At 60.6% G+C, this 12,645-nt stretch carries 15 protein-coding genes; 9 read left to right on the top strand and 6 right to left on the bottom strand.

All coding sequences use genetic code 11. From position 1 onward, the window contains the following. Positions 1-10 precede the first annotated feature (10 nt). The 5 genes from kdpA to H8695_RS10930 form a co-directional block, all read right to left on the bottom strand. Positions 11-1,747: a potassium-transporting ATPase subunit KdpA gene (gene kdpA / locus H8695_RS10945; RefSeq protein WP_249301632.1), complete on the bottom strand. Its 1,737-nt coding sequence runs from the start codon at positions 1,745-1,747 to the stop codon at positions 11-13. Positions 1,748-1,770: 23 nt separating this feature from the next. Beyond that, positions 1,771-1,848: a K(+)-transporting ATPase subunit F gene (gene kdpF, locus H8695_RS11715; protein ID WP_430413293.1), complete on the bottom strand. Its 78-nt coding sequence runs from the start codon at positions 1,846-1,848 to the stop codon at positions 1,771-1,773. A 270-nt stretch (positions 1,849-2,118) separates the two neighbouring features. After that, complete coding sequence (locus H8695_RS10940; RefSeq protein WP_249301629.1) at positions 2,119-3,573, bottom strand: nicotinate phosphoribosyltransferase; 1,455 nt, start codon at positions 3,571-3,573, stop codon at positions 2,119-2,121. Positions 3,574-3,586: 13 nt separating this feature from the next. Next, positions 3,587-5,248: a hypothetical protein gene (locus tag H8695_RS10935; RefSeq protein ID WP_249301625.1), complete on the bottom strand. Its 1,662-nt coding sequence runs from the start codon at positions 5,246-5,248 to the stop codon at positions 3,587-3,589. Then, positions 5,245-5,982 (bottom strand): glycosyltransferase, encoded by a 738-nt coding sequence (locus tag H8695_RS10930; RefSeq protein WP_283243696.1) that lies wholly within the window; start codon positions 5,980-5,982, stop codon positions 5,245-5,247. The genes H8695_RS10935 and H8695_RS10930 overlap by 4 nt, the downstream gene beginning before the upstream one ends. A 173-nt stretch (positions 5,983-6,155) precedes the next feature. Between H8695_RS10930 and H8695_RS10925 the strand changes: the two genes are divergently transcribed. The 7 genes from H8695_RS10925 to H8695_RS10895 all read left to right on the top strand — a co-directional run bounded on the left by H8695_RS10925 (position 6,156) and on the right by H8695_RS10895 (position 10,757). Further along, positions 6,156-6,767 carry a hypothetical protein gene (locus H8695_RS10925; protein ID WP_249301619.1) on the top strand — a complete coding sequence of 204 codons (612 nt, stop codon included), beginning with the start codon at positions 6,156-6,158 and terminating at the stop codon, positions 6,765-6,767. Positions 6,768-6,866: 99 nt separating this feature from the next. Further along, on the top strand, positions 6,867-7,034 hold the full coding sequence (locus H8695_RS10920; RefSeq protein ID WP_249301617.1) for a DUF362 domain-containing protein: 168 nt from the start codon (positions 6,867-6,869) through the stop codon (positions 7,032-7,034). 114 nt (positions 7,035-7,148) lie between these two features. After that, on the top strand, positions 7,149-7,829 hold the full coding sequence (locus H8695_RS10915) for a tRNA1(Val) (adenine(37)-N6)-methyltransferase (protein WP_249301614.1): 681 nt from the start codon (positions 7,149-7,151) through the stop codon (positions 7,827-7,829). Positions 7,830-7,847: 18 nt separating this feature from the next. Further along, positions 7,848-8,705 (top strand): 16S rRNA (cytidine(1402)-2'-O)-methyltransferase, encoded by an 858-nt coding sequence (gene rsmI, locus H8695_RS10910; RefSeq protein WP_249301691.1) that lies wholly within the window; start codon positions 7,848-7,850, stop codon positions 8,703-8,705. 165 nt (positions 8,706-8,870) lie between these two features. After that, positions 8,871-9,242 carry a GntR family transcriptional regulator gene (locus H8695_RS10905; protein WP_249301609.1) on the top strand — a complete coding sequence of 124 codons (372 nt, stop codon included), beginning with the start codon at positions 8,871-8,873 and terminating at the stop codon, positions 9,240-9,242. Between the two features lies 1 nt (position 9,243). Beyond that, positions 9,244-9,960, top strand: coding sequence for an ABC transporter ATP-binding protein (locus H8695_RS10900; protein WP_249301604.1), 717 nt, complete (start codon positions 9,244-9,246; stop codon positions 9,958-9,960). Then, positions 9,954-10,757 (top strand): hypothetical protein, encoded by an 804-nt coding sequence (locus H8695_RS10895; RefSeq protein WP_249301601.1) that lies wholly within the window; start codon positions 9,954-9,956, stop codon positions 10,755-10,757. Before H8695_RS10900 ends, H8695_RS10895 begins: the two co-directional genes overlap by 7 nt. A 52-nt stretch (positions 10,758-10,809) precedes the next feature. Here H8695_RS10895 and H8695_RS10890 read toward each other — a convergent pair whose 3' ends face one another. After that, positions 10,810-11,736 carry a S1 RNA-binding domain-containing protein gene (locus H8695_RS10890; RefSeq protein WP_249301599.1) on the bottom strand — a complete coding sequence of 309 codons (927 nt, stop codon included), beginning with the start codon at positions 11,734-11,736 and terminating at the stop codon, positions 10,810-10,812. 165 nt (positions 11,737-11,901) lie between these two features. Between H8695_RS10890 and rpsF the strand changes: the two genes are divergently transcribed. Continuing rightward, positions 11,902-12,195 (top strand): 30S ribosomal protein S6, encoded by a 294-nt coding sequence (gene rpsF, locus H8695_RS10885; protein ID WP_249301596.1) that lies wholly within the window; start codon positions 11,902-11,904, stop codon positions 12,193-12,195. Between the two features lie 10 nt (positions 12,196-12,205). Next, a complete protein-coding gene (locus H8695_RS10880; RefSeq protein WP_249301593.1) occupies positions 12,206-12,625 on the top strand; it encodes a single-stranded DNA-binding protein in 420 nt (139 codons plus the stop codon). The last annotated feature ends 20 nt before the right edge of the window (positions 12,626-12,645 follow it).

Raw genomic sequence — 12,645 nt, 5'->3', positions numbered from 1 at the left:
TTTTCCCTCCTTAGGCCCAAAGGGTGAGATGCTCCGCAATGGGGCCGAGCGCCAGCGCCGGGAAGAACGTCAGCGCGGCGAAGATATAGACGACAAACACCAGAATGATCGCAAAGGAGCCGGTGTCCGTGTGGAGTGTGCCGACCGAGTCACTGACAAATTTCTTCTTCATCAGGGAGCCGGCAATGGCGAGCTGAATGATGATGGAGAGATAGCGCCCGAAGAACATCGCAAGCCCGGTCGTAATATTCCAGAACATGGTGTTGTCCGCAAGGCCCTCAAAGCCCGAGCCGTTGTTCGCCGCAGAGGACGAAAACTCATAGAGCACCTGTGACAGCCCGTGGAAACCGGGGTTTGTAATTCCCTCGAGGCCCGCGCTCGTTCCCACTGCCAGCGCGGAAAAAGCGAGAATCAGCAGCGGATGAATGATGATGCACAGCGCGGTGAGCTTCATCTCCCGGCCCTCGATCTTCTTGCCCAGATACTCCGGTGTGCGCCCGATCATCAGCCCACAGATGAACACGGCGAGAATCGCGTACATAATCATGTTCATCAGGCCCACGCCCTTGCCGCCGAAGACGACATTGAGCATCATGTGCAGCAGCGGAATCATGCCGCCGAGCGGGGTCAGCGTGTCGTGCATGTTGTTGACCGTACCAGTTGTAAAGGAAGTGGTCGTCGTGGTAAACATGGCCGACTGTGCAATGCCAAAGCGCACTTCCTTTCCCTCCATGCTGCCCATGGACTGGCTGAGCCCCGCCTGTTCCAGAGCGGGGTTGCCCTGGCTCTCTGCCCAGAAGCACACGCCGAGGCCAATGACAAAGAGAATCCCCATGGCGGCGAAGATGGTTCTGCCCTCGCGGCCGTAGAGGCGTTCGCTCAGGCTCCGGCGGGTCAGGCTTCCCCCTCTCTGCACCTTGCGCTCGCGCACCATCTTGCCAAACGTGACCACGCAGGCGCCCGGCAGAATCATCATGGAAAACAGTTCGATGAAATTGGTAAGCATGGTCGGGTTTTCAAGCGGCGTCGCGGAGTTCGCACCCAGGAAGCCGCCGCCGTTGGTGCCGAGGTGCTTGATGATTTCCAGCGCCGCGATCGGGCCCATGGCAATGATCTGCTTTGCCCCCTCTATGGTGTCAACCACGATGTTTCCGCTGAGATTCTGCGGCACGCCCTGCCAGATGAGCAGCAGGCCGCCGACAATGGAAAACGGAATCAGAACGCGGGTTGTAATGCGCACCAGATCCGCAAAGAAGTTGCCGACGTTGTCCTTTGTCTTGCCCGCAAGACCGCGGATGAACGCAATGCAGGCCGCGTAGCCGCTGGCGGCCGAGACAAACATCATGAAAGTGATCACCAGCATCTGAGACAGGTAGGACAGGCCGCTCTCTCCCGAGTAGTGTTGGAGATTGGTGTTCGTCATGAAGCTGATGATGGTGTTAAACGAGAGCGACGGCTCCATCGCTCCAATGCCGTTGGGGTTGAAAAGGGCGATGCTCTGAATCCGCAGAATCAGGTAGCCAATCAGAATCATCGCGCCGTTTGTTCCCACCAGGGCGGCGGCGTATTTTTTCCAGTTCATACCCCGGTTTGGATCGACGCCGCCGATTTTATAGATCAGACCGTCCACCCGGTCGAACACCGGGTCGGCAAACGTGCGCCTGCCCGCGGCAATGTGATAGACGTAAATGCCCACCGGAATGACAATCACCAGATAGATGGCGATGGTGAGCGCAAGCTGTATCATGTGGACTCCTCCCCCCGCAGGTTCTAAAATTTTTCGGGGTGTACCAGCGCATAGAGCAGATAGACACCCATAAAGACAATGATGACGCCAAGAATAATCATGGAATTTCCCTCCTAATCAACGGAATCCACCTGCTTTTGGCACCAGCGGATGAGCAGGTACAGCAGCCCGAAGCTGACCGCAAAAATGCCCAGCATCAGTAAATCAAGCATACTATCATCTCCTAACTTGGTTCTGCCTGCTCATTATAATGAGATTTCTGTGAATGTGGTCTAAGCGTTTGGGTCTTTTCCATTAAGGTTTCATAAAGGGCGCAAAAGTGCCCGGCGAATCAGGTTCGCCGGGCACTTTTATACACATTGCATTCACTCTTATTTGCCGCAGGTGTTGAGAAGTTCCTCCTTGATGGCCCAGAGCTTTTCGGAGAGGTCGACATAGTAGTTGTGGGGATTCTCAAAGCGGGTGACCTCGTCCCAGAGGCGGTCGATCTCCCCGAGGCAGTAGGCGCGAATCTGCTCGATGGACGGGCTCTCGTAGACCTGCCGGCCGCCCTGGAAGACCGGCACCATCAGCTCACGCGCGGTGAAGTCCGTGATGGTCTTGCGCTTCCAGGTGTAGTGGGGGTCGAAAATGGTCAGGGGCTTGCTGTCGTCGATCACCTCGTCGTGCAGACACACCAGATCCGCGATGGCCTTGTCGTTCTCGCGGTCAAACAGGCGGTAGATCTTCTTGAAGTGCGGGGTGGTGATCTTTGCCACATTCTCCGACAGTTTGATCTTCGGCACGATCTCCCCCGCGTCGTTTTCCACCGCCACGAGCTTGTAGACGCCGCCGAATACCGACTCGCTCTTCGAGGTGATCAGCCGCTCGCCCACGCCGAACGAATCGACTTTCGCGCCCTGAATGAGCGTGTCACGGATGATGTACTCGTCGAGTGAATTCGACGCGACGATCTTGCAGTCGGCCATGCCCGCCTCGTCGAGCATCTTGCGGGCCTTTTTGCTCAGGTAGGTGATGTCGCCCGAGTCAATGCGGATGCCGCCGGGGCGAAGTCCCCGGTCGCAGAGCTCCTCCTGAAAGACCTTGATGGCGTTCGGCACGCCGGACTTGAGCACATTGTAGGTGTCGACGAGCAGCGTCGGGTGGTCCGGGTACTCGCGCACATAGGCGCGAAAGGCTTCCTCCTCCGTGTCGAACATCTGCACCCAGCTGTGGGCCATGGTGCCCAGCGCCGGTACGCCGTAGAGCTTGTCGGTCAGCGTGCAGGCAGTACCCGCGCAGCCGGCGATGTAGCTCGCTCGCGCGCCGAGCACCGCCGCCGCCGAGCCGTGGGCCCGGCGCGAGCCGAATTCCATCACCGGGCGTCCCTCTGCGGCGCGCACGATGCGGTTCGACTTGGTGGCGATGAGCGATTGGTGGTTGACCAGCAGCAGGAGCATGGTCTCGATGAACTGCGCCTGAATCGCCGGGCCGCGCACGGTCAGAATCGGCTCGTTGGGGAAGATGGGCGTGCCCTCGGGAACGGCGTAGACGTCGCAGGCAAAGCGGAAATTTCTCAGATAGTCGAGAAACTCCTCGCGGAAGATGCCCTTGCTGCGCAGGTATTCGATGTCGTCCTCGTCAAAGTGCAGCTCATTGAGATACTCGATGACCTGTTCGAGCCCCGCCGCAATGGCAAAGCCCCCGTCGTCGGGCACACGCCGGAAGTAGAGGTCAAAGTAGGTGATCTTGTCGGCCATGCCGCTTTGAAAGTAGCCGTTTGACATGGTCAGCTCATAGAAGTCGCAGAGCATGGTCAGGTTTTGTCCGCTGAGTTTGGAATTCATGTCTCTCTCTCCTTTATGATACGCGCAAAATGGCTTCGTCCGCGATGGTGAGCGTCGCGCGCAGCGCGCCGGCGCTGTCGGTGAACGTGTAGACGCCGTCTCCCCGGCGGTGCGGATTCACCGGCGTCAGAGTCAAGTCCTCCTCGAGCAGATAGAACAGATCGTAGCTGTCCATGTCCTCGAGGTAGAGCTTGTAGATGGGCCGCTTGCCCGTAATGGGGGTCACCGAGAGAATCGCATCGTGCCCCGCATAGGCGCGAAGCGCCCCGGTGAGCGCCCAGTCGCTCTCGGTCACCCCGTGGATGTGCTCGTGGTAGAGGTAATTCTGGTCGTCGAGAAAGGTCTTGTCAAGATTGAGAATGGCGATCTTCTCGCTTGCACCGACCCCGTCGCGTTCGAGCGTCTGGACAATGCTGCGCGCCACCCGGCTGTCGGCAATGGTGGTGAGCCGGTAGTCGTGAAGTTCTGAGACCGAGCCCACCATGAAGACGGCCGCCATGAGCACGCCCACCGCCGAGCAGACCAGCCCGCCGTGGCGCGGGATGAGCGCGCAGAGCCCGCGCACCGCCGCATCGACGAGCAGCGCCGCCCCCAGGAAGGGCAGCAGCGTCAGCCGAAACGAAAACCACGGGTTGTCGAGAAACAGAAACGGCGACGTGGCGGCAGCCGCCAGATAGAGCCCCGCCAGCATCGGCCAGAAGATGGTCGCAGGTTCCTCACGGTTCTCGCCCGGCCGGCCGGAGAAGAGCCTGGCCCCGTAGAGCCACAGCGCAAAGAGCAGCGCCAGAAGCGCGAGAATCCACAGGATGTTGCCGTCGGAAAACAGAAACTGCGCGCCGCGTGAAAAGCTCTTCTTGAGCAGATGCAGCGGTGCGAGCAGCCCCGCCTCTTTGATCTGACCGGTGATGCTTGGAAGAAAGGTGCTGAAATAGTAGTTTTTCGTCTCGCCCCACGGGAGCATGAAGCCCGCTTTCCCCGCGTAGAGCGCGCTGTTTGGAAAGAGCGAGATGAAGCCGAAGTAGAGCGGAAAATTCGCAATGGAACCGAGCGCCCAGAGCGCCCTCTTTTTGATCTTTGGCGCGAGCGCCGCGCCGAGCAGCAGAATCAGCGCCGTCTCAAAGACCAGCACCTGCTCATAGAACCCGCAGGAGACAAGCCCCAGCAGAAAACTGACCGCGAGCTTCCATCCCCGGCCGCTCTCGGCCCACTGCACAAAGAGCAGCGCCGCGGCCGCGGCAAACGCGAGGCCCACCACGATGCGCGTGGAGGCGCTCATCCAGTAGCTGCCCTCAAAATTCATCGGGAAAAGCAGCGTGACCACCAGAAACACCGGCCCCGCGCCGAAGATACGCCGAAACACCGCGTAGAGGCTGACCGCCGCAAAGGTGTAGAGCGCCGTGATGAGTAGCACTGCCACGATCATACACCCGGCAAACTTCGACCAGAACAGAATGTCGAGCGCGCCCGACAGCGGCCGCGCGTGAAACAGCCCGAGCGCCTCGGCGAGCTGCCAGAAAGGTCCGCCGAAGTGGGCGTAGTTGTAGTATTGAATGTAGTCGTCGAGCTGCCAGAAGTAGGTGAAGCCGTAGTAGAGAAAGCGCAGCGCGGCAAACCCGTAGAAGAGAAGAAAGGTTCTGCCGAATTCGCGCAAAGTGAGATTGGGTCGTTTGATCACTGTCTGTCCGCCTTTCTGTCTTTGCCGCCCGAGCGGCGAATGCGTGCGAGCTCCCGGAGCATCTTCAGCGAATCCGATAGGATATGTACGCTCGACTCCCCGTGGACCAGAACCCGCGCGGGCATCTCGTCGATGGGGATGCCGCGGCGCCGCGCAAGGTAGAGCACCTCGAAGTCAAAGGCGAAATTGTCGACCGTACACGCGGCGAAGAGCTCGCGGGCCACATCGCCCCGAAAGCATTTGAAGCCGCACTGGCTGTCGCTCACATGCAGCGGGAGCACGGCGTTGACGACCGTCGAAAAGGTGTGGCTCATCAGCCGGCGAAGCGGCGGGTAATTGCGGTAGGCCTCACGGTCGAGCTTGCGCGAGCCGATAAGAATCCGGCTTCCACGCTCGCGCATGATATGAAGCGCCGTGCCGACGAGCTCCATGCCGTAGGAGAGATCCGCATCGGTGAAGATGACGACGTCGCCCCGCGTCGCGGCAACGCCCCGGCGCACCGCACAGCCCTTGCCGGCGTTTTTCTCATAGGAGACGATTCTGGTGCGGGCGGTCTTCGCCGCCTCAAGCGCCGCGAGTGTGCCGTCGGTGCTGCCGTCGTTGACCACGATCAGCTCGTAGTCGACGCCGAGCCCGCGCAGATAGCCGTCGGCCTGCGCCACGGTCTGCGCCGCGCGCTTTTCTTCGTTGTACATGGGAATCACAAGAGACACCACGGAAAACCACCCCCGCATACCGACGCCCGCGCCGGCCGCGGGTCTCCGGCGGCGGCCGGCAAATCGGAACTTGTCCGATCTCTGTGTGAAAGACCGGAAATGTTTTGAAACGAAATGCATACGCGGTTATTTTATCACAAATAGACCAATAAATATAGAAGGAACGCTATTTTACTTTCGAGGGGGCCCCTATGAAACACGTTTCCCGCTTCACCCGCAGCGAGTGGATTGATCTGGCCCTCATCGCCGCGGTCGCGGCCGTGGTCGTGCTGTTTATTCTGCCCTATGCGGGGCGGCTGTTCACACCGCAGAGCGACCCTGCGCCGCTCTCACCGGCACCTGATCCGGCGGTGCAGACGCAGCCGCAGACCGACAGGCAGGCCGTTGTCACCGTCAACGAGGAGGCGGTCGAGTTTGTGCTGCGCGCCGCGGCGGGCGAGCTGCTGCGCGACATCGACTGCGCCATCTCGGGCGGCGCGATCAGCCTCTCGGCCGGGCTCGACGCCGCGGCCCTCGCCGACTCGTTCGGCGACAAGCTGCCCGCAGGTGTGCGGGGACTCGCGGGGCTTCTGCACGAACCGGTGGCCCTGTCGGTCGAGTTCTCGCTCGCGCTCTCCGAGCGCCAGGCCTGCGAGCTTTCCATCTCGGGCATGTCGGTCGCGGGCATTGACGTGCCGCAGTCGCTCATCGAGGGAATCCTCCTGCCGCCGCTGCAGGGATATCTCGCCAGTCTCACGCAGGGTCTGCCGCTGCGCTCGCTCGACTTTGAGGACGGCTCTTTCACACTCGCACTTGACGGCTGACGCGAAAATTGGTGAAAGGGCCGATTTTTTGCAAATCTTTACTTGCAATTTTACATGGAGATGTTACAATAAGAATATCTTTTCAAGGAGGTGCTCGCAATGGCGTACCATATCACCGACGACTGCATCGCCTGCGGTGCTTGCGCGGCGGAATGCCCGGTCAGCTGCATTTCTGACGGCGGCGACAAATATGTGATCGACGCGGATGCCTGTGTCGAGTGCGGCGCTTGTGCCGCTGCTTGCCCGGTTGACGCTCCGAAGCTCTAATCGAACAACAGATTACATAAGAGGGGCCTGTGACGGACTGTCACAGGCTTTTTTCTTGTCCCCGGCGGCCGCGCGTGTTAGAATGAGACAAACCGCTGAAAATCGGAGGCCGCCATGCTCCCACTGCCCGACGAACGCCCCGAGCCGCTCACAGATCGGCTCACCATCTTTCAAAAGCGCCGCGGCTACCGCTTCGGAGCCGAGGCCGTCGCCCTCGCGCGCTTTGCGGGGGAGCATCCCGGCGAGCGCGGGGCGGACCTCGGCACGGGCAGCGGCGTTGTCGCGCTGCTCATGAGCGAGAGTGCGCGCTTTGCCCACATGACGGGGCTTGAACTCCAGCCGGCCTACGCCGACATGGCGCGCCGCTCGGTCGAGGCAAACCGCCTCACCGAACGCATCACGATTGTACAGGGCGACTTGCGGCGCATCGACGAGTATCTGCCGGCGGGTGAATTTGACTTTGTCACCGGCAACCCGCCCTTTTACCCGGTGGGCACGGGCCGCGCAAGCCCCGATGAGGCCCGCCGCACGGCCATGACCGAATGCGCGGCCACCCTCGCCGACTTCGTGCGCGCCGCGGCTTTTTTGCTCGCGCCGGGCGGGCGGCTCTACCTTGTCCATCTGCCGGCGCGGCGCGCCGATGTGGAGACTGCCCTCGGCGCCGCCGGTCTTGCGCCGCGCCGGCTTCAGAGCGTTCTGCCCCGGCGGGGCGCAGCCGCCTCGTTTCTCCTGTTCGAGGCGATGCGCGGCGGCGGCCCCTGCCGCACAGAGCCGGAAATCATCCTCAACAGCTAGGAGGTCCCTATGGAAATTCTGCCCGGTACCCTGTATCTGGTCGGCACGCCCATCGGCAATCTGTCCGACTTCTCGCCGCGCGCGGTCGAGGTCCTCTCGGGGGTGTCGTTCGTCGCCGCAGAGGACACGCGCGTGGCGGTGAAGCTGCTCAACCACTTCTCAATCAAAAAGCCTCTCGTGAGCTACTACGAGCACAATCTTCGCGAGCGCGGCGCCGAGATTCTCGCCCGGCTGCGCGCCGGCGAGAGCTGCGCGCTCGTCAGCGACGCGGGCATGCCCGCCATCTCCGACCCCGGCGAGGATCTGGTGCGCCAGTGCCGCGAGGGGGGCGTCGGCGTCTACGCCGTGCCCGGCCCCACGGCCGTGACGACGGCCGTGGCCCTGTCGGGGCTGCCGTCGGGGCGCTTCACGTTCGAGGGCTTTCTGAGCACAGCGAAGAAGAGCCGCGCCGAGCACCTGCGCGAGATCGTCGGCGAGCGGCGCACCATGGTCTTCTACGAGGCCCCCCACAAGCTGCGCGCCACGCTTCACGATCTGTGTGAGACGCTCGGCGGGTCGCGGCGCATCGCCGTGTGCCGCGAGATCACAAAGCTCTACGAGCAGACCCTCTTCACCACCCTCCTCGAAGCTGCCGCCCACTTTGACGAACAGCCGCCAAAGGGCGAGTTCGTGCTGGTGATTGAGGGCGCCCCCGCCCCGGCCGAGGCGCCGCCCGACGAGGACGCGCTCGTCGGCCAGGTGCGCGAGCTTACGGCAGGCGGCGTCTCGCGAAGCGAGGCCGTCAAGACCGTTGCAAAGAGGGCGGGCGTGCCGAAAAATCAGCTCTATGCCCTGTGTCTGCAAAGAGATGCAATCGAAAAAGAGGACCGGCCTTAAAAAGGCCGGTCCTCTTTCTCTGTCTTAAAAGCTCCCGGGCCCGGCCAAAATCCCGCACGGCCCACAAAATCTTTTTCCAAAAGAGCCTTGACAAAGTAGAGCGATCGGTGTACTATTGTATTAATCGCTTAGTACAGTGACACAGTTTCTCCGGGAGGTGAGAATTTGAGCGACGGCTTCAACCCCAATCTTCCTATCTATTTACAGATGGTCAGCGACATCAAGCTGCGCATCGCTTCTGGGGCGCTTGCCCCGGGCGAACGGCTCGAATCGGTGCGGGACATGTCCAAGACCTACGGCGTCAACCCCAACACCGCGCAGCGCGCCCTGTCGGAACTCGAGCGCGAGGGTCTCGTCTACAGCGAGCGCACCAGCGGCAGATTTATTACAGAGGATGTGGTTTTGATCAAAGCGATCCGTGAAGATCTGGCCAACAGCCAGGTCACCCAGTTTTTAGACCAGATGGCAAGTCTCGGCTTCACCGCCGAGGAGCTTCTTGCCATCATCGAACGCAAACTGACAAAGGAAGGAAAGTAACATGAACGAGACACCAAAGACCAATGACCTTGTGGCCATTGAGGGGGTGAGCAAGGCCTACGGGCCGCTCAAGGCGCTCGACAATGTGTCGCTGCGGCTCGCCGGCGGGCAGATCATCGGGCTGCTCGGCCCGAACGGCAGCGGCAAGACCACCCTCATCAAAATACTGACCGGCCTGCTCACCGACTACCAGGGCAGCGTGCGCGTGCTCGGCGCGCCGGTCGGACCCCAGTCCAAGGCGGCCATCAGCTATCTGCCCGACCGCAACTATTTCCCCGACTGGATGCGTGCGCGCGACGCGATCGCCCTGTTTCGCGACTTCTATGCCGACTTCAGCGACGCCAAGGCCTTTGAGATGCTCACGCGCCTGGGGCTTTCGGCCGACCAGAAGATCAAGTCCATGTCCAAGGGCATGATCGAAAAATTTCAGCTCTGTCTTGTGATGAGCCGCGCGGCGAAGCTCTATGTGCTCGACGAGCCGCTCGCGGGCGTGGACCCGGCGGCGCGCGACTTCATCCTCGACACCGTGCTCACCAACTATAGCGAGTCGAGCTCCATTCTGATCTCGACCCACCTGATCGCCGACGTGGAGCGCATCTTCGACTCGGCCATCTTCCTCAAAAACGGTCAGATCGTGCTGCACGACAACATCGACGCCATCCGCGCCGAACACGGCAAATCGCTCGATCAGCTCTTCCGGGAGGTGTTCAAATGCTAGGCAAACTCATCAAATACGACTTGAAGAGCAACCTGCGCACTCTGTTCTCGCTCTATCTGGTGCTCGTGCTCATGGCGGTCGCCCTGCCCATTGCCATCAAGTGGGAGAATCCCTATGTGCTCGGCATTCTCGGCGTCGCGGGCAGCGGCCTTGTGGTTGCCATTTTCGTAATCCTGCTGGTCTTCATTGTCGAGGGCTTCAACAAGGCCTGCTTCAAGAGCCAGGGCTATCTGACCATGACGCTGCCGGTCTCGCCCGAGATGCTCGTGCTCTCCAAGGTGATCTCGGTCGTCATCTGGCTTCTCTGCTCGCTGGCGGTGCTCTTTCTGTGCGGCGGCATCGTATTTGGGCTGTCGGGGCTGCTCTTCCCCGGCGACCTCATTCGCTTCAGCTGGGGCGAGCTCTTCGAGGCGCTGGGCCGCTTTTTCCAGGCCGACATCATCGGCCCTCTGCTGCTCTCGCTGCTGCAGATGCTCGTGGGGCTCGTCAGCGGCGTCCTGCTGATCTACTTTTGCATCACCCTGTCCCACATGGGCCTCTTTCGAAAGGGGCGCACCCTCACCGCCATTCTCAGCTTCTTCGCTCTGAGCGCTCTGACGAGCTATCTGCAGATTCTGGTTGCGGGCGTTGTCTCGGGGGCGGTTCCCTTCGGCGACATCACGATTGAAACAGGGGCGAGCGTAGCCGTCACATTCCAGCGCATCTCCCTCGGCGCCACCCTGTTCGACCTTGCGATGATCGTGGTGTTCTTCTTCGGCACTGTCGCGATCATGCGCCGCAGAATGGAGCTCGACTGAGCGGCGCTCACAGAACAGTATGAAAAAAAGCCGTCCCGAGGACGGCTTTTTTCTATTCAAATCGGGTTTCGATGAGCTTTTTGCAGTTCTCCGGCGAATAGCGAAAGACCGACAGGCGGCCCTCGTCGATAAAGTAGCGGTTCTGCGGCTTTGCCGGGGCCGCGTCAAAGCTGTCGACGATGATGAGCTTGAGCTTCATCTTCTCGGGGATGATGTTTTTGATGTACACCGCGGCGGTCTGGCCGACCGACACGCCCTCGCGCCACTCGGCGAGACCCGCGAGATTCGGCATCAGCTCGACAAAGATGCCGTAGGGCTCCACGCTTCTGACGATGCCGGCGGCCGTCTGGCCGGGCGAGAAGAGCGCGGCGTTCTGCTCCCAGGTGCCGAGAAGCTCCTTGTGGGTGAGCGTGACGCGCCCGCCCTCGACGGACTTGACCACGGCCTTGATCTCGTCGCCGATCTGAAAGCGGTCGCGCGGGCTTGCAATGCGCGACACCGAGATGTTGTCGATGGAGATCAGCGATACAAAGCCGCAGCCGATGTCCACAAACGCGCCGAATGGCTCGATGTGGGTGACTTTCGCGTCGATGATGTCGCCCGGGCGCAGGCGGCTGACATACTGCTCAACGCACTCGCGCTGCGCCGCGCGGCGCGACAGCTGCGCGACGACCCCGCCGTCGGGCTGCTGGGTGAGGGAGAGCACCTTGAAGCACACATGCTTTCCGACCCGCGTGATGATGGCGATGTTTTTGAAGTCCTCCCCGTCTGCGCCGAGGGCGACCTCGCTCTTCTCGATCACGCCGGTGACGCCCGGCGAGAGCTCCACAACAAGATTGTGCCGCTCGTCGCAGAGCTTGGCGCGCGCCTCCAAAATCGTTTTGTTCTCCAGGGCTTTGGCGAGATCGGCGGCCGTCAGTTCCCCCCGCGGGAACGCCGACTTCGCGCTGCCCTCCGGCGTGTAGCCTGTGGCACCCATACCTTGACCTCCTTTTGTTTTACTGCCAATTGAAAGCTGTCCTTTTATATATATTAGAAAGTTTTTAAATGTTGACAAGGATTTGGGAAAACAGTATAATTAAATACTGTTCCTTGCCTCCTCCACCGTGAGGAGGCCACAAGTCCAAAAGGAGGTGTCGAAAAAATGGAAAAGATTGTTTCCAAGTATGAAACCATCTTCATCGTCAGCCCCGAGCTGAACGAGGAGGAGACCACCGCTCTCATTGAGAAGTTCAAAAAGCTCATTGAGGACAATGGGACCATTGATGGCGTCGAGGATTGGGGCAAGAGAAAGCTCGCCTACCCCATCAATGACCTGACCGAGGGTACCTACACCCTTATCAATTTCACGGCCGGTCACGAGTTCCCCGCGGAGCTGGATCGTATCTACAAGATCACCGACGGGATTCTCCGCTCCCTGATCATCGCCAAGGAGTAGGAGGGGCGCTATGCTGAACAAAGCTATCCTGATGGGCCGGCTCACCGACAGTCCTGAGCTCAAGTACACCCCGAACAACATTGCCGTTTGCAGCTTTACGCTCGCCGTCAACCGCAGCTATGCGCGCCCCGGCGAGGAGAGAAAGACCGACTTCATCGACATTGTCGCTTGGCGGTCGACGGCCGAGTTTGTTTCAAAGTACTTTGCCAAGGGCATGCAGGTGGCTGTTGAGGGTTCCATTCAGACCCGCACCTATGAGGACCGGCAGGGCATCAAGCGCAAGGCGTTTGAGGTCGTTGCCAATGAGGTCTTCTTCGCCGACAGCAAGCGTGATAACGCACGGGCAGTGGAGACCGCCGCGCCGACGTTCACCTCGAGCTCGGGTTCCGACTTCGAGGAAGTGTCCAGCGACGACGAGCTGCCGTTCTAAATTGATAAGGAGGAAAAACT

Origin of the sequence: Feifania hominis (assembly GCF_014384765.1) — a bacterium.
GTDB lineage: Bacteria > Bacillota > Clostridia > Oscillospirales > Feifaniaceae > Feifania > Feifania hominis.
The sequence above is the reverse complement of the archived record's forward strand: the minus strand, read 5'-3'. Positions and strand labels throughout refer to the sequence as shown.